Origin of the sequence: Rugosibacter aromaticivorans (assembly GCF_000934545.1) — a bacterium.
In the GTDB taxonomy this organism is placed as follows: Bacteria; Pseudomonadota; Gammaproteobacteria; order Burkholderiales; family Rhodocyclaceae; genus Rugosibacter; species Rugosibacter aromaticivorans.
On the sequence record NZ_CP010554.1, the window covers coordinates 101,368 to 122,014 of the forward strand.

Genomic DNA, 20,647 nt, shown 5'->3' on the forward strand with positions numbered 1-20,647 from the left:
CATGCACATCGAACTACTGAAACCCCATACCCACGCAGGCAAGCGCCTCGCCGTAGGTGATCGCCTTGATCTGAATGACGCCAGCGCCCGTTGGCTGATCGCACAAGGCACGGCCAAAGCGGCCACCCCCGCCACTGATTCCAAACCCACCCGCCGTGATGCCACGTCCGGTGTTTCCACAACTGCAGCCACCCAAGGAGACTGAACATGGCTTACTTTTCCGGACAAGGCCGCGTCTACATCGGCGCACGTGATGAACTCGGCAACCCGGCCGGACTGACCTTCGTCGGCAACGTGCCCGAGCTGAAGGTGTCGCTGTCGGTAGACACCATCGAGCACCTGGAAGCGCAGTCGGGTCAGCGCCTGACCGACCTGCAACTCATCAAGACCAAGAAAGGCGAGTTCGCCTGCACGTTGGAAGAGCTGATCGCCACCAACCTGGCGCTCGCGCTCTATGGCACCACGACCACGATCACCCCCGGCACGGTGACTGGCGAGCTACTGCCTAACCCGGTCACGCCGGGCAGTCTGTATCCGCTGGCCATGCAAAACGTGTCCGCCGTGCAGATCCAGGACTCAGATGCCACGCCCAAGACGCTTCCGGCCAGCCAGTACAGCGTCAATGCCAAGCACGGTTCACTGGTGGTGCTGGATGCCACGTCGGGCGGCCCGTACACCGAGCCGTTCACCGTCGATTACGCCTATGGCGCGGCGCAGAGCACGGCGATGTTCACCCAGCCTTTGCCCGAGCGCTGGATTCGCTTCGAGGGGCTCAACACCGCCGACGGCAACCGCGAGGTGGTGATCGACCTCTACCGCGTGGCCATCAACCCGGCGAAGGAACTCTCGATCATCACGGACGAACTGCTGAAGTTCGAGCTGTCGGGCCAGGTACTGGCGGATCTGACCAAGCCAGTCGGCGGTGATCTCGGTCAGTTCGGACGTCTGGTGCTGCTGTGATGGAAGGCTTCAAGACCTTCCCCCCTGAGCCTGTGGTCGTGACGCTGTCCGGCACCGCGCTGGAACTGACGCCGATCCGGCTGGGTGAGTTGCCACGGCTGCTGGCCGTGGTGCGCCCGCTGGCCGAGGAAATCACCAGTGATCCGGACTGGATGGCGCTGCTGGGACGGCACGGCGATGCCGTGCTGGATTTGCTGGCGATCACCACTCGGCGTGAACGCGCGTGGATCAACGACCTGTCGCTGGAGGACGCCGTGCAACTGGCCGCCGCCGTGTTCGAGGTGAACGCGGATTTTTTCGTGGCGCACGTTGTCCCGGCGATTCAGGGCGCGGCCCAGCGACTCGCGCCGACGCTGCGCTCACTGACGACCTCGGCTGGGACAGTGCCGTCGCCCGCCTGATCCGCGCCGGGCACCGGCTTGGCGACGTAATGGCCTACACGCTCACACAAGCGCAAGCCTTTCTGGATGCCGACGGACAGATCGAACGGCAGCAACTTGCCCAGCTGCTCGGCATTCATGCCGTGGCAGCTCAGGGCGAGAAGCGTGGCATCGAACAACTGCAACGCGATCTGCTCAAGGACTGACCCATGCGCCTCTCGCTCACCACCACCGGCTTGTTGGACCCGCGCCAGTTGGCGGCGTGGAGCACCGAGCGGCGTCGTGCCATCCACACCGCTGTCGCCAAGGGCATGCAATCGGGCGGGCGTGAAGTGCGTGATGCGGCGCGATCCGAGATCCGCAGTGCCTTCACCGTCAAGCGCAACAGCTTCATCTCCTCGATGGGCGTGAAGGTGTTCGACAAGAAGCCCGAACTGCTGCCCGCCCTGCTGGTGGGCAGCAAGATTCCTTGGCTCGGTCTGCATGAAAAAGGCGGCACGGTGAGCGGCAATTTGCTGATACCGCTGCTGCCCGGGCGCATCGGCCCCAAGCGTTTCAAGGCGGTCATTGACGGCCTGATGCGCTCGGGCAATGCCTTCTTCATCGAGAAGAACGGACGCGTGCTGCTGATGGCCGAGAACATCAAAGAGAACGCCGGGCAGCTTGGCCGCTTCAAGCGTGCCGAGCGTGGTCGTACCGGGGCCAAGCAGATCAAGCGTGGCCAGGAGATTCCCATCGCCGTGCTGGTCAAGCGCGTCGATCTCAAACGACGACTGAATCTGGCGGGTGGCGTGCAACGCGCACTACCTGCCTTGGCGCGGGCGATTCAACAAGAACTGGACATAGTCTGATGGCAAGCAATCGTGCCCAAATCCTGATCAGTGCCGTCGACCAGACCAAGACCGCTTTCGATTCGATCAAGCGGGGCCTGGGTGGTCTGACCGACACCGCCAAGAGCGTCAACGGCGTGCTGGCCAACCTCGGGGTGGCTGTCTCCGTGGCTGGTCTGACCGCGATGGTGAAATCGGCCATCGACACTGGCGACGCGCTGGACGAGATGTCGCAACGTGTCGGTGTCAGCGTCGAGACCCTGTCGGTATGGAAACCGGCAGCCGAGCAGTCCGGTGTGTCCGGCGAATCGTTCGAGAAGGGGCTGCGCAAGCTGTCCACCACGATGCTGGAAGCCGCGACCGGGTCGGAAGATGCCGCGCGCGGATTCTCCGCCGTGGGTGTCGAGTTCGAGAACCAGGACGGCACCCTGCGCGCCACCGATCAGGTGCTGCTCGATCTGGCCGAGCGCTTCAAGGCCATGCCCGATGGCGCGGAGAAAACCGCCCTGGCCGTGCAACTGTTCGGCAAGTCGGGAGCCGAGCTGATCCCGTTCCTGAATCAGGGGCGCGACGGCATCAATGAGCTCGCCGCCGAGATGCAGGCGCTCGGCGTGCAGATGAGTAGTGAGACTGCGGCGCAGGCGGGCAACTTTAATGATGCGCTCGACAAGCTGAAACTGGCCACCACCAGCATCGGCAACCAGATCATCGCGTCCTTGCTGCCCGCCCTGAACGATATGGCCGGTGGCATGGTCGAGTCGGCCAAGCAAGGCGGCACGCTGCGCGTGATCCTGGATGGCGTGGTGCTGGTGCTCAAGACCTTGGCCCTCGGTGCCGCCACCGTCGGCAAGGCCTTCGTCGCCTTGGGCGAAGCCATTGGCGCGGGTGTCGCCGCCGCTGTAGAAGCGCTCAAGGGCAACACCGACGGGGCCAAGGCCATCATTGCCGACCTCAAAGGCAATCTGGTCAAACGGCTGGATGAACTGGCGTCCTTCCGTGACAGTCTGTTCGACCCCAAGCCCATCGAGGTCAAGGCACCCAAGATCCAGGCCGATCCGGAACTGCTGCAACGCCTGACCAAGCCTAAAGCCGTCAAGCCAGCGCAGGACACGACCGGCGCGCAAACCACGCTGATGAAAGCGCAACTGGATACCGAGTTCGCGCTGCTCAAGGACGGTTTGACCCGGCAACAAACTGCGCTGGATGCTGCACTCGAGGATCGTCTGGTCTCGGTGCGCGACTACTACACGCAGAAAACGGCCATCGAGCAGCGCGAGATCGATGCCGAAATCGCCCGCAAGCAGCAGGAGCTGGCGCGCAATCAGCAGGTCGCTACCACCGGCAAATCGGAAAACGACCGCCTGCGTGCCAAGGCCGAAGTGGCCAAGGCGGAAGCCGACCTAATCACGCTCAATAACCGGCGCACGGACATCGAACAGGCCAATGCGCGCAAGGCAGCGCAAGCCGAGCGTGAGCTGGCCGATGCCTTGGCGCAGGCGCGTGAGGAACTGGCACAGATCACCGGCACGGCCACAGATGCCGACCGGCAAGCTGCTATCGAGCGCAGCTACCGCGATCTACGGGCGCGACTGGCGGCAGAAAGCGATGCCGACGGCGTGTCGCTCATTGATCGGCTGATCAATGTGAAGGCTGCACAGGCCAATCTGGCGGCGCTCGAAGCCCAATGGCGGCAGGTCACCGAGCGTCTGCGCAATGCGCAGGAGGCCATTCAGACCCTGCAGCAAGCTGGGCTGCTGACCGAAACACAGGCACGTCAGCAGATCGTGGCCCTGCAACAGCAATCGGCCACCGAGATGGAGCGCTTGTTGCCGACCATGCAGCAAGCCGCGCAGGCCATCGGGCCAGATGCGGTGATTCGGGTACAAGCGTGGCGCAACGAGCTGGATCGCACCAAGCTCACGGTCGATGAAATGGCTCCGCTGTGGAACCGCATCGGCGAGAGCTTCGGCGGCGCGCTCAACGGGATGATCACCGGCGCACAGACCTGGCGCAGCGTGATGGCCAGCCTGTTCCAGCAGGTAGCCGACGCCTTCCTGCAGCAGATCGTGATCCAGCCCTTCCAGCAGTGGATCGCCATGCAGGCGCGAATGCTGGCGCTCAAGCTCGGTTTCATCCAGCAGGAGCAGACCGTCGATGCTGCGGCCAGCGCCGCCAAGGTCGCCCAAAAGACCACCGAAACCACCGCCGTGGTGTCGATGGATGCCGCCAAGGCCGGTGCAGGTGCAGCAGCGTCGCAAGCCTCCGTGCCCATCGTTGGCCCGGGGCTGGCCATTGCCGCAATGGTGGCGATGGTGGCCGCAGTGATGGCGCTGCTGGGTGGCATCAAGAAATTCGCGGGTGGTGGCTTGGTGTCCGGGCCGGGCAGCGCCACCTCGGATTCGATCCCGGCGCGTCTGTCCGCAGGCGAGTACGTGGTGCGGGCGGCCGCCGTGCGCCAAGTCGGCGTGGCCTTCCTCGACTCGCTCAACGGCTTGTCGGCAGGCCCACGTTTCAAGGGTGGCGAACTGGCCTTCGCAGCGGGCGGGCTGGTACCGGAGGTGAAAGTGCCACCCGCGCAGCCGCAGATGAATCAGGCCGTGCGCATCGTCAACGCAGTCGATCCGGGCGTGACCCACGACCACCTGCAGTCGCCTGCCGGAGAGAAAGTCATCGTCAACATCATCGGGCGCAATGCACGGGCCATCCGTGCGGCGCTGCAAGGCTGAATTTTCAGGGGAAAGTCCAATGGCACTTCTGTTCATCGACGGTTTCGATCACTACGACCCGCAGGCCGTGGACAGCTTTGGCGATCCGTGGCTCGCACGTGGCAAGGCGGCGTATCTGTCACCACAGGCCACCCGGATCAATGGCCGTCGTCCGTCCTCCTATGCTCTGCGTTTGCCGGAAGGTTCGGGGGGTGGCTACGTCAAGAACCTCGACACCACCAAGACCAGCCTGATCGTCGGGGCAGCCATTCGTGTGGTGCCGTACCAAAACACCTACACCGAGCCACTGCTGCTTGGCGTGCGCGATGCCAACTCGCAGGTCGCGCATCTCGTGAAAATCGGCGAGGACGGTCGGCTCAAGCTCTACCGCTGGCAATACGGCTATGACCAGTTGATCTCTGTCTCAGTCGCCAGCGCTCCGGCGCGCGGCTGGCACTACATCGAGTTGCAGGTCACTCAAGGCACCAGCAACGGTGTGCTGTCAGTGCGCATCAACGGCATCCTGGCCATCCAGATGACCGCGCAGAACACCATTCAGGGCGGCGGCCAACTGCTCACGGCATTCGTAGGTGCGGTGCCCGGCCAGAATTGTCCGCTGACCATCGACGTCGACGACTTCTACATCGCCGACACCAGCGGCACGATCAACAACACCTTCCTCGGTGATGTGCGCGTCGATGCCTTGCAGGCTCAGGCCGATGGCAGTTTGAACCAGTGGACTCCCAGTCCGGTCGGCACTGCTGCCTGGGAAGCCGTCAGCGACGAGGACGAAGCCACAGCGATCAGTGCGCCCAACGTCGGGCTGCGCCAGTCCTTCGATGTCGAGCCGCTGCCGGTAATGGCCACGCCTGCCATCTACGGTGTGCAACTGACCATGCTGGCGCGCAAGACCGACGCGGGGCTGGGCAAGGTCAAAGGACTCGTGGTCAGTGGTGCGCAGAGCGCCGTCAGCACCGACATCGTCCTGCAGGAGCAACTGGCGTGGCAGAGCACGCTGTTCGAGCGCAATCCGAACGGCAACGTGCAGTGGACGGAGGCCGCCTTCAATGCCGCTGAGTTCGGCCTGGAGTCGGCATGACGGAGCGTGTCGTCGTTCAAGACATTGCGGAGGTTTCCAGCAAACCAACGCCGGGGAGCGAACTGCCCGCCTTCCAGGGTGAAGTGCTCTCGCGCGCCACCTTCGGGGCGAGCGCAGCCAGCTTCACGCCGGAAACAGCTGTCGCTCCGCTGCCGCCCAATCTGACGGCCAGCCTGCTGGCGGAATCCTTGGCGGGCCCCTGGCCACCCATCGATGCGCCGATCTTTCTGGTCGAGGTGTTGCGCCGGGACACGGCCTCAAGCGCCATCGTCGCCACCGGTATGGATGCCTTTGGCGACCAGCCTTGGCCGGATGCGCAACGCGGCGTGTTTGCCTTCCGTCATGATTGGATGGAGCCCCTCGTGGAACGGCTGGAGTGGCAGACCAGCGTCACGCGGCTGGCCAGTGGCAACGAATCCCGGCAGGCACGCCGACGCGTTCCTCGGCGCTGGCTTACCTACAAGGTGGGCAACGCCCGGCAGACCGATGCCTTGGTTGGCGACTGGCTGGCCGATCATCTTGGTCAAATGGCGCTGTGGCCGCTGCCGCAGTACGCGGTTCACCTGACCGAGTCCTGCGAACGTGGCGCACTGGCACTCAATGTGACCGAAGCTGACGGGCGACAGTTCGGGCCACTCTCGGCCAATGTGCATCTGACCTACGACGGGGTGCAGGGCTGGCAGGAGACTGAGAGCAATGGCCGCTGGGTGCTGATCATCGCCGCCGGTGGGTGGCAGATCGCCCAACTCAGCGATGTGGAAAGCGATCTGCTGTGGCTGATGGAACCGTTGGCACGCGCCGCAGCCGTGGGCAGCTTCGTCATGCCCTTGGTGTGGGGCAAGGCCATCGACCCGGTGGATCTCACGCAGTGGGTGCCTGGCATGGTCGGCGGCAACGTCCCCACACAGATCCAGCCTGCGCCATTGCCCGACCAGGATGTCCTCGATGACCCATGGCTCGACGAGATCCCGGTCTGGCCAGATGGCAACTGGCGTGACGATCCAACGGCCGCAGCGCAAACCACGATCACCCGCCAAGACTTTTCGACTGCAGATCCGTGGGTGCGCCGGGACGATCCGTGGGCGACGACAACTTTGCAGCGGCGCTATCTGGCCAGCTCACTCGATGAAATCGAGATCTGGCGGGCGCGGTTGTGGCGCACCCAAGGCCGTCTGGCGGCCTTCTGGCTGCCCGATGGCTTGGCTCCGATCCTGTGGGTGAACGTCGAAGCCGATCCCGAAGATGGCTTCCTGCGCGTGGATGGCAAAGACATCTCCGCGCGAATCTCGGATTTTTGGCATCGCCCCGCCGCTTGCTTGATCGTGCATCCAGACGGCTATCGGCAATACGCCCTGACGGCAACCTGCCATCTGGATCAAGGCGGTGTGCTGGTGCTGCGCTCGGGCCTTGACGACTGGGTGCCCGCGGGCAGCCGCGTCATTCGCCTCGTGCGCTGCCGCCTCGACCACGACGCCATCGATCTGTACTGGCACAGCCCGACGCTGCTGGAGATCACCCTGACAGCGCGTCAGTTGCCCGAACCACGCGGAAATGACCGTCAAACCTACGAGGGAGAGTAAGCACGATGAGCCAGAACCCATTGCTGGAAGTCGAGCTATACGCCTTCGCCAGCAACAGCGCGCAGTTCTATCTAACGCCGCACGAATTCGATGTTGATCTGGATGGCAACCTCTACAAGAGCCTGGCCTTGGAACGCAACGAACTGGCGCTGGGTGCTGAAGCTGCGAAGGCTGGCTTGGATCTGAAACTGCCGCCGAACTGTGATTTGGTGCGCCACCTGCTCGCCAACTCGCTGACCGGCGACACCACCTCGATCACCCTGCGCATCGGACGGCGCGATACCTGGGGCGACTACTGGTGGATCTCCGGCACGCGCTGGATGGGCCGGGTGCTGGGCGTCGAAGTCGCTGACGATGTGGCTCGCATTCGCTGCGAGTCCGCGCAGGTCAGTCTCAAGCGCATCGGGTTGCGGCGGCTCTACAGCCGCAAGTGTTCCCACGTGCTGTATTCGGCTGCTTGCGGTGCGTCACCCATCACCGCCAGCGCCTTCGTGAGCAACAGCTATGGCCGCAACGTCGATCTCGATGGCGGTGTGCCCGGCAGCGTCAGTGGCGGCTTGGCCGGTGGTTGGCTGCAAACACCCGAAGGTGCCCGCCACATGATCGTCAATGACTACGGTGGCGGCGTCGAGTTGCTCTATCCGATGGTCATTGAAGTCGGTACCGAGGTGCTGCTGACGGTCGGCTGCGACCACAGCACGGCCACGTGCGAGTCGCGCTTCGGGAACCTCGACAACTACGGCGGCTTTCCCGCCATCCCGAGCAAAAACCCGTTCTCGACGGGCGTGTTCTGAATCCCTGGAGAAATCGCCATGTGGTACCTCGTCGTCATCGTGGTGGCGGCGCTGGTTTCGGTCGCGCTCGCGCCGAAACCGCCCGAGCCCAAACCGGCGTCGCTGTCTGACGTCGATGCCCCAACCGCAGAAGAAGGCCGACCGATTCCCGTCGTATTCGGCACCGTGCTGCTGCGCGGTTCCAACGTCGTCTGGTACGGCGATCTCGAAGCCGATCCGATCAAGAAGAAAGGTGGCAAGAAATGACCACGCAGACTGTCATCACCATCGATCACGTGCGCGCCGTAGGCCTGTGCGTGAACGGCACGCGCACTTGGTTTGCGCGTCACGATCTGGATTTCCGCGCCTTTCTGCGCGAAGGCTGTGACGCCGACACCTTGCTGGCCACCGGCGATGCAATGGCAAAACGTGTGGTCGAGCACGCCCGCAATCAGTCCATCCTGCGGGAGCAAGACTGATGGGTGGCAGCAGCAAGAAGCAAACCGTCGGCTATCGCTACCGCATGGGACTACACCTGGCCCTGTGCCAAGGGCCAGTAGATACGGTGCAGGAAATCCAGATGGGTGACCGCACCGCGTGGGGTGATGCCGACCGCGCGCCGCTGTCCAGCGGGCATGGGCTGACCAGCCTCTCGATCAACAAACCCACGCTGTTTGGCGGCGACGAGCGCGAAGGCGGCGTGGTCGGCACCATTGATGTGCTTTCTGGTCACGCCGGTCAGGGGCGCAACGACTACCTGATGAGCCGCCTCGGCAGTTCCATTCCGGCATTCCGGGGCGTGCTGTCATTGGTGGCACGCAAGATCCTGTTCGCGGCGAACAACCCGTACATCAAACCGTGGGCAGTGCGCGTCCGGCGCTTCACGGCGGGTTGGTTCGATGCGCCGTGGATGGAGTGGAATGCCGAGGTGCGTACCTGGGATGAGGACGAAGGGCGCGAGATCAGTGTCGGCATGAATCCAGCCCACATACTGGTGCAGTGCCTCACCGATCCGCATTGGGGCATGGGCTATCCGCAGAGCACCATCGGTTGGAGTTTCTGGAATGCGGCGTGGGCCCTGTCGAGTGAAGGCTTCGGTCTGAATTTGATCTGGACGCGGCAACAACCCATCGAGAGCTTCATCGGGCAAGTCATCGACCACATCGGCGGCATTCTCTACACCGACCCGGAACAAGGCACGTTTGAGCTGAAGCTGCTGCGCGACGACTATTGGATCGACAGCCTGCCGCAGTTGGGGCCTGACGAAATTGTGCGGCTGGAACGCTTCGAACGCGCCCAATGGGGCGAGCTGCCCAATGAACTGACCGTGGTCTACACCGACTGGCAGACCGGCGGTGATGCTGCCATCACGGTCGAGAACCTGGCCGCCATCCAGTTGCAAGGCGGCGTGATCAATCAACGCCGCGACTACCCGGGCGTTAACTACGGGCCACTGGCCGCGCGGCTGGCCTTGCGTGATCTGCGCGCTTTGGGTTCGCCCTTGGCCCGGATGAGTCTGACCGTGGCACGCGACACGCTGGAGCGTGCGCCGCTGCCGGGTGATGTATTTCTGCTGAACTGGCCGCGCTTGGGTGTGGATCAGATGGTGGTGCGGGTCACCGGCATCGACACCGGCACCTTGGGCGCGGCCGAGTGGCGAATCGAAGCCATGGAAGACGTGTTCGGGATGAGCAACACCGTGCTGTCGCCCCCGCCACCGCACGTCGAGGAGCCGACCATCGAACCGTTGTCGCCCGCCGTGGTGCTGGCCGTAGAGGTGCCGTATTGGGAACTGGCCCGGCGTTTGTCCCGCGCAGATCTGGCCTACCTGACCGATACGGACACCTATCTCGGCGCGCTGGCGGCTGCCGGGGGCACCGGGCAGTTGAATTGGCAATTGGCCACCGGCGCATCGAGTGGCGACCTCGCAGCCGTTGTGGGAGAGGACTACGCGCCACTACTGACGCTCGATGTGACCTTGCCTGCCAGTGAGGCCGATGCCATCGGTGTACCAGTGACGGCCATCAGCCAGCCGGAAAGACTGGCCGTGGGCGACTACGCCTATCTGGTGGCTGCCAATGGGGCAATTGCAGAAGCCGTTGCCGTCCTGGCCTTCGATGCTGCCAACGCGACCATAGATCTCGCGCGCGGCGTACTCGACACCACACCCCAAGGACATGCCTCGGGGACTCGGCTGATCGGTATCGGCGAATGGCTGGCATCCGAAGGTGCGGAGCGGGCCCCGGGCGAATCGGTGTTCGTGGGCGCGATTCCTCGCACATCGACCGATCAGGGTGATCCAGTGCTGGCCGCGAATGGGCAGCCGATGGTGCTGGCCGGTCGGCAGGCTTTGCCGTATCCACCCGGTCGCATCCGCCTCAATGGCCAGACCGAGCCTGCCGTGGTGGCCGGTGATCTCACCGTCGCGTGGGCCCACCGCGACCGCACGCAGCAGACCGCCTACCTCGTGCAGCAAGACGAGGGCGACATCGGGCCGGAACTGGGCGTGACCTACACGGTGCACCTCCGTAATCGCAACAACGTGCTGGTTCGTACTGAGACGGGGTTGCTTGGCACCGCCTACATCTGGACGACAGCAGTGGCCGCGCTGGATGCTGGTGCGCTGGGCGACCGCATCACAGTCGAAATCAGTGCCGAACGCGATGGTTTGAGCAGCTGGCAGCCGCAGGTGCGGGTCATGGATCGTTCGGGCTACGGCCTGCGCTGGGGAAAGTATTGGGGAGGTGTGTGATGGAGCCGCGCATCGATGTTCATCTGCTCACCCTGAACGAGCCTGCCGAATGGCGTGAGGCCTGCATCGCCAGCCTCGAGGAAGCACCAATCAGGTTGCACGTTTCGCCCGGCATTCCGGGGCGTATCGGCGAAGCACGCGCGGCAGGCTATGCAAAAGGCACGCTGCCGCTGGTGTCCTTTGTCGATCCCGACGATTTGTACGAAGCCAGTGCCTTCACACAACTGGCCGATGCGCTGGATGCCTGCCCGCAGGCCGTGATGGCCTACACCGACGAAGCGTTGACCGATGAAAACGGGCTGGATATCGCCGTGCGGCGTCTGGCCTACAGCCGTTGGCAGCACGCGAACAGCGCCAGCCATGTGCATGGCCTGATCGTGATGCGTCGATCTGCCGTCGATGCCGTGCTCAAGGAAACCACCGACCTCAACAACTTCGCCGACTGGCTGCTGACCCTGCTCGTGGCCAAGCGTGGCGGCGTGCTGTACCTGCCCATCGTTGGGCGTCATTGGCGACAACACCCTCAGCAAAGCCATCGCACCGGCGACCCGGAGGCTGTCCGGCGCATTCGCCAAGCATCGAATCTCTGGAGATAAACCATGTCATCGACTGACCCGAACCTTGGGCTCAACTACGGCTGGACGCTCGGCGAAAGTGGCTGGGACACCGGCATGGACGCCAACCTCAAGCGCCTCGGCGCGGTGGTCGGCTTGTCCGTAAAAGACCGCGACTTGACCACACCACCGGCCAGCCCTGCCAACGGCGACCGCTACATCGTGCCTGCCGCCGCCACTGGCGTGTGGGCAGGCAAAACCAACCAGATCGCGGTTCGCATTGCCGATGCCTGGGAGTACCACTCGCCCAAGATCGGCTGGCTTTGCTACATCGAGGACGAGGCCAAGCTCTCTGCCTACAAGTCCACCGGCTGGAGTGCTGGCATCGCCATGTGATTTCCCTTCTTCGTACCCACCCGAAACCCGCCCAGATGTTCGCTCACTGGGCGGGTTTCGCATTTCTGGAGACTGCTATGACCGAACCCGAACAACAACAGCCCGCGCTCGTCGAGAACATGCTTCTTCTGCGCCGAGAGGACTTCGACGAACTGCTCGACCGTGCCGCTGAACGCGGAGCCGAGCGTGTCCTGACCCACCTTGGCCTGGAAAACGGCCACGCCGCCCGCGACATCCGTGAACTGCGCGACCTGCTGGAAGCCTGGCGCGATGCCCGCCGTACCGCATGGCAAACCACTGTCAAAGTCATCACCACCGGCATTCTGGCAGCACTGCTGGTTGGTGCCGCCATCAAGTTGAAACTGATGGGAGGCCCGCAATGATCGAGACACTGCTTGGTGGCCTCCTCGGTGGGGCTTTCCGTCTCGCACCTGAACTCCTCAAATGGCTCGACCGCAAGGGGGAGCGTGGCCACGAACTGGCGATGCAGGACAAGGCGCTGGAGTTCGAGAAGCTGCGTGGCGCGCAGCGAATGTCGGAAATCGGCGCAGGTGCCGATGCTGCGTGGAACGTCGGAGCCATCGAGACGCTGCGCGAAGCCGTTCGCACACAGGGCGAGAAAACCGGCGTGCGCTGGGCTGATGCCTTGTCTTGCAGCGTTCGCCCGGTCATCACCTACTGGTTCATGGCTTTGTACTGCGCTGCCAAGGCTGCCGCATTTGCGGCCGCAGTGACTGCAGGTGCTGGCTGGGGCACGGCCGTCCTGCACGCATGGACAGAGGCTGATCAGGCGCTGTGGGCCGGGGTGCTGAACTTCTGGTTCCTCGGGCGCGTGTTTGACCGGGTGCGTCCGTGATCGAAGTACCGAAAGCGGCCATCGATCTGGCCAAGCGCTTTGAGGGATTCGAGCGCAAGGTGAAGCGCGGAATCGAGATCACGGCCGTTCCCTATATCTGCCCAGCAGGTTTCTGGACGATTGGGTACGGCCATCTCTGCGATTCCAAGCACCCACCGATTACGGAGACGGAAGCAGAGGTTTATCTGGCGCGCGACCTCCAATCGGCACTCGCCGCCACGTTGCGTTACTGCCCGGTGCTGGCCACCGAACCGGAGGAGCGGCTCGCGGCCATCGTTGACTTCACGTTCAACCTCGGCGCGGGGCGGCTTCAGACATCGACCCTTAGGCGGCGCATCAATCAGCGGGACTGGACTGCTGCGTGCCAAGAGCTGCGCCGATGGGTCTATGGCGGCGGGAAAGTGCTGCCGGGACTCGTTACTCGGCGCGAGGCTGAGGCTGCTTGGCTGCTTCGCAACGCCTGACCGCAGAGGCACGCGGAAGAGCTTGGCTTTCCCGTCGAACAGCGCGTTCATGTCATCCACACCACCAACTACCGTAAGAGTCGCATCATGAAAAATGAATCCGAATGGCAGACCCAGATCGCAGAGCAAAACGCGGCGGATGCGCTGACCAATGCGCGTGGCACGTTGATGCGTGCTCTGCAAGAACTTGACTCGTATATCGAGAAGTTCGACGCAGCCGATAGCCCCGCCAGGAAGGCTGAGGCGCTCAACTGGACACTGAATTACTTGGCGACTGGCATTGCACCAAACCTTCGCCTAGACCTGATCGCCAACGCTCAAGCGCAGTTCGCCCGACTGGCGAAATGACTTGCTGCTGATCGCTCTCATCCTCTTCAGCATCGCCAGGATCAGCTCCGTCCGCAACAACCGCCGCCGCTTTACCCATAGCCCGTTCGACCAGTTTGACCAGGGCGGCCTTTCTGCTCTTGTAGAAGCTGTCGAAGTCGTCCGCTCGGAGCGCGGTCGTATCGATGAGGTGCGACCCGACAATGGCGTCCATCTGGGCGTCTGCAAGCTGAACCTGCGTATGAGCCTGCAGTTTTGACAAATAGATCGATGGCGCATGCCCGCCGATCATCCGGTTTGCCTTGTAGGAAATCGGGGTTTTGTTGACGACTGTGTTGTAGACAGCGCGCTTAATGCCGTTCTTCTCACACCAGTCCTGCGGAAAGATGTGATGAATATCCAGCGCAAGCTCCTCGTCGTCGAGTTCCTGGATCTTTGCCTTCCAGAAGAAGTCTTGCGCGCCTTCACGAAGTACCAGCACATTCAGGCCTTTGTACGCGGCGGACAGGCGCGACGTCATCGTGTCTAGGCGGTCGGGGCTGAACGCCGCATCTGCAATGGTTCGCGGTATTGCGTCGTCACTGTCGATCCACTGCAATAGATCCTCGACGTCGTTCGCGATTCGGGTCTCGATGGCGCTGCCGTAGAGTTCGCCGAGAACGCCACTCCAGTACCAGTGAGAGAGTTTCTGGTAAATTCGCGGCTCAAGCCAGCGTTCGCGCAGGTGCGCGAGTACCGAGGCGAGAGGAGCCAGTTGAGTTCGATAAGGCAGCTCGCGCGGAGTTTTCACACATTCCTTGCGCAAAAACTTGGCCGCGAGAAGGAACCCCGCTTCGACTTCGCCTGCCCATTTGGCATATGCGCTCAAGGGCATCGCAAGTATCGAGACGCGCTTTGCACTCACAGGCTGTACGGACTTACCGGTTTTCCCCGAAGCCACATCGGCGCGGCGCAACTCCAGCGTGTGCAACATCGATACGGCCTGCAGAAAGTCCGTGGACTCCACCTGTGACAGTAGCGCCTCTTTGCACAAGCGCTGATACCGTCCCGAGACATTTCGGGTGGCGTTGCCATGCCAGTCATCACGCAGATTGAAGCCGTCAGCTGCGTAGGTTGCAGTGACCAGTTCAAAAACGTTGAGTGGGACGCCGCCGGTGTTTACCTTCTCGAAGACCAGGCAGACGGCTTCCTTCGTCGTGGCCTTGCCGAGCTGGATCACAGGTAGCTGGTAGTTGCGGAAGGCATTCAATACCTGTCGACGGAATTGCATGTACAGGCCGAATTTCTCGGGAGCGTACTCCTGCAGCGCTTCTTCCCATGCATCCGAGTTCAGAATCTGATCGCACGGAAAGTACAGCTGCTCGCACTCTTTCTGAGTCGTCGTCAAATCAAGATCGATCTGTCGGCCAAAGTTGGAGCGTTTGATCTTGTCCTCTTCGATGGCCTCGATGGCGTCTTCCAAGCGATCCCCGCCCTCCAGCGCCACTTCGATGTTCCAGTAGTAGTGGCGTCGAATGGGCTTGCCTTTCTCTGTGCGGGTCTTCACTGCATCCTTCGTGGCCAAGACTTGCGTCAGGGTGGTGAGGCGTTGTTGCCCGTCGAGGATCAGGAGCTCCGCATCCGAGGCACCCGGGGGGAGGGTAACCCCTTCCACCGGCCGTACCTGAAACTTGGCCTCGCCGCCGGTCTCCAGCAGCATGACTGCCCCGACCGGGAATGACCTGGCAATGCTCACCAGCAGACTGCGAATGTGCTGGTCATCCCACACCCATCCACGCTGAAAATCAGGTAACTGAATCTTCGCCTTGACGATTTCGGCAAGGATCTCTGGCAATAGCCGCTTGGTGCTGTCGAAAGTGCTCATTGTTTTGCCTTCATCTTCACTTCACCAAATCCATCAACTTATCGAAGCTTTTCACCACGTCGTACTTGACCTTTTCAGGGGCGTACTTCCGGTTGATTTCGTCGAAGAACTTCCGGGCGCATTCGATCTTGGTTTCCTCGATCTTCGTCAATTGCATCGTTGACATGGACCCTTTGGTCTCCGCAACGAAATAGACATGCTTGACGGCACCCTCTTTGAACGAAATTGCCCAGTCAGGGTTGTAGTCACCCACCGGCGTCGGGATCAGGAAGCCACGGGGCAACTTGGCGTACACGACCACTTCGGTGCAGGTGTCCAGCGTCTCGACGAATTTGCGCTCGATACCAGAATCAGTGATCACGTAGTCGTAGATGTGCCGCTTGAGCTTGTCACCGGCCTTGCTGAAGTCCTGCTTGGTCTGACCTGCGGTGAAGATGTCGATATCGAACTTGTCCTCGACCGGGTCGTAGGCTAGGTGTTCGATGATCATCGTTGCCTTCTGCTCGTTGATCAGCCGCACGGCTTCGGCGATGAAGCTCTCGGGATTGGTGCGGAACTGTGCAAACACTGCGACGCTGATTCCTTTCAGGATGTCTGCCGTCGTGCGTCGCGTCAGTTGCGTGCCTTCTGCGATCTTGCCGATGAGGTCGTACTTCACTGCCGAGTGAATCGAATGCACGTTCTTCTCGGTTTCAGTGGCCTTGAGCACGAATGCTTCGCCATCTTTCAGACCGTCGTAGGTCACCTGGGCAGCCTGCTCGCCGGTTTGAATCGTGTACTGCAACGGCGTCACGCGAAGGCTCTTATCCAGTTCGGCAACGGCCTTCTTCACCAACTCCGCTGAATCAAAGTCAACGCTGTAAGCCGCCTTGCGATTGATCCGGTTCCACAGTTCCTTGAACTCCTGCTTGTCGAAGTTGCTGTTGAGCGGGTTCTTCTTGGGGCGACGGTCATCGCCAATCTCAAACATCTGGCTGTCGCTGAAGACGCTGTCGATCAGTTGGTACACCTGTTCAGCATGAGCCTGCAGTTCCGGGGGCAGCGGTGCCAGGGTGCCTTCCTTCTTGGCCTCGTGGTACGTGCCCGTGATGCGGTCGGTATCGTCGCTGTAATCGTTCTTGAGCAGGTACTTGTAGATCTGCTTGGCCAATTGCGGCGTGACATCGACATTGCCGGTGGGCGTCTTGAGCACCTTGCCGGTGAAGTAGGCTTCGTTGGCCACCTTGGGGCGGGCAGACAAGGAGTCGCTGATATCTTTCTGCAGCGCAGTGACGAACTCCTTGAAGCTTTCGCTCGCCACCACGGTCAGCACGTTGACGTCATGGACGATGGCCGGATGATCCACCCGGTCGCCGAGCTGATTGACAGACAAGCGCAGACCACGACCGACCTCTTGTCGGCGTGTCACCTCGTTGTTGTAGTCGGGGTGCTTCAGGAAGCAGATGACGAAGACATTGGGGTTGTCCCAGCCTTCGCGCAGGGCCGAGTGCGAGAAGATGAAACGCACCGGCTCTTCGAATTTGAGAAGTTGCTCCTTCTTTCGCAGAATCAGGTCATAGGCATCCACATCGTCGGACAGGCCTTTGTTTTCGCCAGTCTTGGCAATGCTCGGGTCCACGTCGCGCTTGGTCTTCTTGTCGATGGAGAAATACCCGCTGTGCGTCTTTTCCGCCGTGATGCCCTTCAGGTATTTGATGTACGGCGTTTCATCCAGGTCCAGCACCTCGTTCAGGTACTGGCTGTATTCCTCTTCAAAGATCCGCGCGTAGTCACCTTTCTCGTCCGCTGCCGAGTAGTCGCGGTACTTGACCACTTCATCGATGAAGAACAAGGTCAAGACCTTGATGCCTTGCTGGAACAGCGCCTGTTCCTTGTCGAAGTGCGCCTTGATCGCCTCCCGAATCTGAATGCGGCGTAATGCTGCTTCATTCACATCGCCATAGGCGTCGCCAGCTTTCAACTCCACACCGTTGGTGAAGCTCAAGGTGTCCGTGTTGGCGTTGATGTCCGCGACCACATAGCCACGGTACTGATCCAGCTCGTTTGAAAAACCATCGGAGAAGAGGTTGTCACCTTTAGATATCTTGCGCACCACGCGCTTGATCTCGCCGCTTTTCAGCTTCTGCTCGAACTCAACGCGCGCCACAGGCGCCTTGCTCGAAATCTCGATGGACTGCAGGTAGAGATAGGCATTGGTTCCCGCCAGCCCCTTTACTGAGATGCCGCGCACGGCGATCTTCTTCACCAGCTTCTGGTTGTAGGCGTCCAGCGCGTCAAGCCGGTGGATCTTGTTGTGCGTGGTCTTGTGGGTGGCGGAGTAGCGAAGCACCATCAGTGCCTTGAATTCTTCCAAGGACTTAAGTGTGGCGGCACCCTCCATCTTCTGCGGCTCGTCCAGGATAAGGATCGGTCGGTTGGCGCTGATCACATCAATCGGTCGGCGAGACTGAAAATCATCCAATTCTTCGTAGATCCGGCGAGCATCCTTACCAGTTGCATTAAAGGCCTGGACATTGATCACCATTACGTTGATCCCTGCATCCGAAGAGAAACTTTCCAAAGGCGGCAGGTTTTTGGAGCTGTAGATGAAAAATCTTGCCTTCCTGTGGTAAGTCTCCAGAAAGTGCTCTGCGGTGATTTCCAGCGACTTGGCCACGCCTTCACGGATGGCGATGCTCGGCACAACGATGATGAACTTGCTCCAACCGTACTGCTTGTTCAGCTCGAAAATAGTCTTGATGTAGCAATACGTTTTGCCAGTGCCAGTTTCCATCTCGATATCGAGATTGACTCGGCTGACCTTGGTCTTCACCAGTTCGGATGACTGGGGCAGGTTTTGCTGATGCTGAACCTGGGTGATGTTCTCCAGCAGCGCGATATCGGTCAGCTTCAGGTCGGCGTTCTTGAACCCGCTCTCGGCAAACAGATCCTCGACGCCTTTCTTCGCCTTACCCGGATCGATGCGATAGCTGATGGCCTCCGTCGTCGCGGGCGGCTGCCCTTTGAAGCAGTCGACCACGGCTTGCACCGCCGCTGTCTGATAAGCCTGCGTTTTGAATTTGAGTTTCATCACGCGCCCCTCAGATGCATTTCACTTCGGTGGCGGGCGACAAGAGCTTGAAAATCTGCTCAACGTTGATCTTGACCGCGCTATTCTTGTAGCCCGCGTCGCGGAACACCACGCGTAGCGGCTGATGCTTGGCCAGTTCCTTCACGAAGGTTTCGTCGATGCTGCCGCTGGCGTCGAAGCAGGCGGCAAGCACATTGCCATCGACAAAGAATACGTCCTTGCCTTGAATGGACTGTTTGGCGATGGGTAGCGCCAGATCGACACCCCAATCCAGCATCACCTGGAACAGCAGGTCTTCGGGTGTACGGTCGGGCTTGATGTTGTCGACGAACAGGTCGAACTTGGCTTTGTCGAGCGCATCGGGCGCGTAGTAAACGTCGGCCATATTCGACGTGTCGATCTTCAGCGTACGGAATCCAACATCCTTGTCCCATGAAGAATGGGTGCTATCAGAAACAACCAGTTTTCCAGAGCGACGAATTCGCTCCTTGCTTATATCTGCAATGCTCTTAAATCCTGCCTTATAGGCCTCAGTGTCCTCGTTGCACGGCTCGGCCAGCTGAACCATTACGAATCTGCGATTGATTCCGTCTTCGGCGTTGACCTGCATTACCGCGTGCGCAGTTGTTGAAGATCCTGCAAAGTAATCCATAACCACATCGCCATCGTTGAGCTTGAGTGAGCTGAGAAGAATCTTCAGCAGCGATGTGGGTTTTGGGTAAGAAAAATAGCTTTTGCCTTCAAAGATATTCTCCACCTCAATCCCTCCGTCACTTTTCAACGAAAGAATAGACCGCAGAAGGAAAGTATTTACGTCATCAAGATACGTTATGGAGCTGGGCTGTGTGGTCTCATTCTTGGCGAACCAAATTCGGCCACACATCACACTCCCGTCGTGAAGCCTTACGATGCTCTCGTATTTGCCATCCTTGAATTTTGCAGCCTCCCAAAATGTTTCCTTTTTCCAGCGCCAACCGCGATCCGGAACTGCCACAGGATTTCCTGTGATTGGGTGTGGCACTTCATAGCGCGGCCCAAATGTGTTCGCATTTGGCCAGCTCATGTTTATCTTGCCCCAGAGGCGGTAGTTCTCGTCAAAGGAGTTGTAGAGCGTAATGCCGCGGTCGTAGCCTTGTTTTTTGTAGAGCTTCTTTATTTCCTTTTCGGCTTCGGCAATGGGGGTTTTGGCCTTTTTGAGCTTCTCGACCATTTCGTAAATATCTTCGAGGCCATCTTTGCGCATCACGAGTTCGTGCGGGATGGTGGCATCCTTGGCGTATATCAGGATGAAGTCATGGATGTTGCCGATCCCTTTGTCATTCTTTGGGATGCGCTTGTTCCAAGATATGCACTCGATGAAGTTCTGCTCACCAAATACCTCGTCGCAAACCTTCTTTAAATTTGATATTTCATCGTTTCCTATGGAGATGAAAATAAATCCGTCATCTCTCAAGAGTGGGCGAGACAGCTTCAGTCTCGAATAGATCATGTTTAACCAATCCGAATGGAATCGGCCGTTTGAATCGGTATTGGCGGTTAGCCGATTGCCTTGCTTGTCCTTTTGATTGGACTCAAGAAAATACTTATCGAGATCTGATGCAAAGCAGTCTTCGTAGATCAAATCACTGCCTGTGTTGTATGGAGGGTCGATGTAGATCATCTTGACCTTGCCAAGGTAGGTCTCTTGCAGCAGCTTCAGCGCATCGAGGTTATCGCCCTCAATGAACAAGTTCTTCGTGGTGTCGAAGTTCACGCTTTCATCGCGGCAGGGGCGCAGCGTTTTGGCAATGGGCGCATTCGCCGTCAACAGTGCCTCACGCTTACCCGGCCAGTTCAGGTGATAGCGCTCCTGCGGCCCTTCCACGATCGACTCGACAAGCTCTTGCCGCAACTGGTCGAAATCCACGGCCAACTTCATGCTGCCGTCCTCGCCCTTGGCTTCGGTGACGCAGCCCGGAAACAGATCACGAATACGGGCGATGTTGTCCTGCGTGAGATTGGGTGAATGCATTTTTAGTTTTTCCATGTTCTTTTCCT

General features: G+C 60.5%; 20 protein-coding genes. 17 read left to right on the top strand and 3 right to left on the bottom strand.

Going from position 1 to position 20,647, the window contains the following annotated elements; all coding sequences use genetic code 11:
* Position 1: 1 nt before the first annotated feature.
* From PG1C_RS00600 to PG1C_RS00680, 17 genes are all read left to right on the top strand, one after another.
* Positions 2–205 (top strand): DUF7210 family protein, encoded by a 204-nt coding sequence (locus tag PG1C_RS00600; RefSeq protein ID WP_202635522.1) that lies wholly within the window; start codon positions 2–4, stop codon positions 203–205.
* A gap of 2 nt (positions 206–207) precedes the next feature.
* Complete coding sequence (locus PG1C_RS00605; protein WP_202635523.1) at positions 208–960, top strand: phage tail tube protein; 753 nt, start codon at positions 208–210, stop codon at positions 958–960.
* A complete protein-coding gene (locus PG1C_RS00610) occupies positions 960–1,361 on the top strand; it encodes a hypothetical protein (RefSeq protein ID WP_202635524.1) in 402 nt (133 codons plus the stop codon). Before PG1C_RS00605 ends, PG1C_RS00610 begins: the two co-directional genes overlap by 1 nt.
* Positions 1,362–1,390: 29 nt before the next feature.
* The gene (locus PG1C_RS00615; RefSeq protein WP_009521710.1) at positions 1,391–1,546 is read left to right on the top strand and encodes a hypothetical protein; all 156 of its coding nucleotides are present in this window, start codon (positions 1,391–1,393) and stop codon (positions 1,544–1,546) included.
* A 3-nt stretch (positions 1,547–1,549) separates the two neighbouring features.
* Positions 1,550–2,191: a DUF6441 family protein gene (locus PG1C_RS00620; protein WP_202635525.1), complete on the top strand. Its 642-nt coding sequence runs from the start codon at positions 1,550–1,552 to the stop codon at positions 2,189–2,191.
* Entirely contained in the window at positions 2,191–4,896 is a 2,706-nt protein-coding gene (locus PG1C_RS00625; protein WP_202635526.1) for a coiled-coil domain-containing protein, read from the top strand. The genes PG1C_RS00620 and PG1C_RS00625 overlap by 1 nt, the downstream gene beginning before the upstream one ends.
* A 19-nt stretch (positions 4,897–4,915) precedes the next feature.
* Positions 4,916–5,974, top strand: a complete 1,059-nt coding sequence (locus tag PG1C_RS00630; RefSeq protein WP_202635527.1) for a hypothetical protein — start codon at positions 4,916–4,918, stop codon at positions 5,972–5,974.
* Positions 5,971–7,554: a hypothetical protein gene (locus PG1C_RS00635; RefSeq protein ID WP_202635528.1), complete on the top strand. Its 1,584-nt coding sequence runs from the start codon at positions 5,971–5,973 to the stop codon at positions 7,552–7,554. Before PG1C_RS00630 ends, PG1C_RS00635 begins: the two co-directional genes overlap by 4 nt.
* Before the next feature lie 5 nt (positions 7,555–7,559).
* The gene (locus PG1C_RS00640) at positions 7,560–8,348 is read left to right on the top strand and encodes a DUF2163 domain-containing protein (protein ID WP_202635529.1); all 789 of its coding nucleotides are present in this window, start codon (positions 7,560–7,562) and stop codon (positions 8,346–8,348) included.
* A gap of 18 nt (positions 8,349–8,366) precedes the next feature.
* A complete protein-coding gene (locus PG1C_RS00645; protein ID WP_009521704.1) occupies positions 8,367–8,594 on the top strand; it encodes a hypothetical protein in 228 nt (75 codons plus the stop codon).
* A complete protein-coding gene (locus tag PG1C_RS00650) occupies positions 8,591–8,806 on the top strand; it encodes a hypothetical protein (RefSeq protein ID WP_202635530.1) in 216 nt (71 codons plus the stop codon). Before PG1C_RS00645 ends, PG1C_RS00650 begins: the two co-directional genes overlap by 4 nt.
* The gene (locus PG1C_RS00655; RefSeq protein ID WP_202635531.1) at positions 8,806–11,079 is read left to right on the top strand and encodes a phage tail protein; all 2,274 of its coding nucleotides are present in this window, start codon (positions 8,806–8,808) and stop codon (positions 11,077–11,079) included. The genes PG1C_RS00650 and PG1C_RS00655 overlap by 1 nt, the downstream gene beginning before the upstream one ends.
* Positions 11,079–11,675 carry a glycosyltransferase family protein gene (locus PG1C_RS00660; RefSeq protein WP_202635532.1) on the top strand — a complete coding sequence of 199 codons (597 nt, stop codon included), beginning with the start codon at positions 11,079–11,081 and terminating at the stop codon, positions 11,673–11,675. The genes PG1C_RS00655 and PG1C_RS00660 overlap by 1 nt, the downstream gene beginning before the upstream one ends.
* 3 nt (positions 11,676–11,678) lie before the next feature.
* Positions 11,679–12,029 carry a DUF2793 domain-containing protein gene (locus PG1C_RS00665; protein WP_202635533.1) on the top strand — a complete coding sequence of 117 codons (351 nt, stop codon included), beginning with the start codon at positions 11,679–11,681 and terminating at the stop codon, positions 12,027–12,029.
* A 77-nt stretch (positions 12,030–12,106) separates the two neighbouring features.
* Positions 12,107–12,412 (top strand): DUF6127 family protein, encoded by a 306-nt coding sequence (locus tag PG1C_RS00670; protein ID WP_020200523.1) that lies wholly within the window; start codon positions 12,107–12,109, stop codon positions 12,410–12,412.
* Positions 12,409–12,885, top strand: a complete 477-nt coding sequence (locus tag PG1C_RS00675) for a hypothetical protein (protein WP_202635534.1) — start codon at positions 12,409–12,411, stop codon at positions 12,883–12,885. Before PG1C_RS00670 ends, PG1C_RS00675 begins: the two co-directional genes overlap by 4 nt.
* Positions 12,882–13,349, top strand: a complete 468-nt coding sequence (locus tag PG1C_RS00680; protein WP_202635535.1) for a lysozyme — start codon at positions 12,882–12,884, stop codon at positions 13,347–13,349. The genes PG1C_RS00675 and PG1C_RS00680 overlap by 4 nt, the downstream gene beginning before the upstream one ends.
* Before the next feature lie 247 nt (positions 13,350–13,596).
* Here PG1C_RS00680 and PG1C_RS00685 read toward each other — a convergent pair whose 3' ends face one another.
* From PG1C_RS00685 to PG1C_RS00695, 3 genes are read right to left on the bottom strand one after another with little or no spacing between them, the layout of a single operon-like run.
* Positions 13,597–15,540: a GmrSD restriction endonuclease domain-containing protein gene (locus PG1C_RS00685; RefSeq protein WP_202635536.1), complete on the bottom strand. Its 1,944-nt coding sequence runs from the start codon at positions 15,538–15,540 to the stop codon at positions 13,597–13,599.
* A 16-nt stretch (positions 15,541–15,556) separates the two neighbouring features.
* Positions 15,557–18,610, bottom strand: coding sequence for a type III restriction-modification system endonuclease (locus PG1C_RS00690; RefSeq protein WP_202635537.1), 3,054 nt, complete (start codon positions 18,608–18,610; stop codon positions 15,557–15,559).
* 10 nt (positions 18,611–18,620) lie between these two features.
* Entirely contained in the window at positions 18,621–20,636 is a 2,016-nt protein-coding gene (locus PG1C_RS00695; protein WP_202635538.1) for a site-specific DNA-methyltransferase, read from the bottom strand.
* Positions 20,637–20,647 lie beyond the last annotated feature (11 nt).

Coding starts and splice junctions, on each gene's coding strand:
- PG1C_RS00600 (WP_202635522.1), top strand. CDS start 2: ATGCACATCGAACTACTGAAACCCCATACCCACGCAGGCAAGCGCCTC.
- PG1C_RS00605 (WP_202635523.1), top strand. CDS start 208: ATGGCTTACTTTTCCGGACAAGGCCGCGTCTACATCGGCGCACGTGAT.
- PG1C_RS00610 (WP_202635524.1), top strand. CDS start 960: ATGGAAGGCTTCAAGACCTTCCCCCCTGAGCCTGTGGTCGTGACGCTG.
- PG1C_RS00615 (WP_009521710.1), top strand. CDS start 1,391: ATGGCCTACACGCTCACACAAGCGCAAGCCTTTCTGGATGCCGACGGA.
- PG1C_RS00620 (WP_202635525.1), top strand. CDS start 1,550: ATGCGCCTCTCGCTCACCACCACCGGCTTGTTGGACCCGCGCCAGTTG.
- PG1C_RS00625 (WP_202635526.1), top strand. CDS start 2,191: ATGGCAAGCAATCGTGCCCAAATCCTGATCAGTGCCGTCGACCAGACC.
- PG1C_RS00630 (WP_202635527.1), top strand. CDS start 4,916: ATGGCACTTCTGTTCATCGACGGTTTCGATCACTACGACCCGCAGGCC.
- PG1C_RS00635 (WP_202635528.1), top strand. CDS start 5,971: ATGACGGAGCGTGTCGTCGTTCAAGACATTGCGGAGGTTTCCAGCAAA.
- PG1C_RS00640 (WP_202635529.1), top strand. CDS start 7,560: ATGAGCCAGAACCCATTGCTGGAAGTCGAGCTATACGCCTTCGCCAGC.
- PG1C_RS00645 (WP_009521704.1), top strand. CDS start 8,367: ATGTGGTACCTCGTCGTCATCGTGGTGGCGGCGCTGGTTTCGGTCGCG.
- PG1C_RS00650 (WP_202635530.1), top strand. CDS start 8,591: ATGACCACGCAGACTGTCATCACCATCGATCACGTGCGCGCCGTAGGC.
- PG1C_RS00655 (WP_202635531.1), top strand. CDS start 8,806: ATGGGTGGCAGCAGCAAGAAGCAAACCGTCGGCTATCGCTACCGCATG.
- PG1C_RS00660 (WP_202635532.1), top strand. CDS start 11,079: ATGGAGCCGCGCATCGATGTTCATCTGCTCACCCTGAACGAGCCTGCC.
- PG1C_RS00665 (WP_202635533.1), top strand. CDS start 11,679: ATGTCATCGACTGACCCGAACCTTGGGCTCAACTACGGCTGGACGCTC.
- PG1C_RS00670 (WP_020200523.1), top strand. CDS start 12,107: ATGACCGAACCCGAACAACAACAGCCCGCGCTCGTCGAGAACATGCTT.
- PG1C_RS00675 (WP_202635534.1), top strand. CDS start 12,409: ATGATCGAGACACTGCTTGGTGGCCTCCTCGGTGGGGCTTTCCGTCTC.
- PG1C_RS00685 (WP_202635536.1), bottom strand. CDS start 15,540: ATGAGCACTTTCGACAGCACCAAGCGGCTATTGCCAGAGATCCTTGCC.
- PG1C_RS00690 (WP_202635537.1), bottom strand. CDS start 18,610: ATGAAACTCAAATTCAAAACGCAGGCTTATCAGACAGCGGCGGTGCAA.
- PG1C_RS00695 (WP_202635538.1), bottom strand. CDS start 20,636: ATGGAAAAACTAAAAATGCATTCACCCAATCTCACGCAGGACAACATC.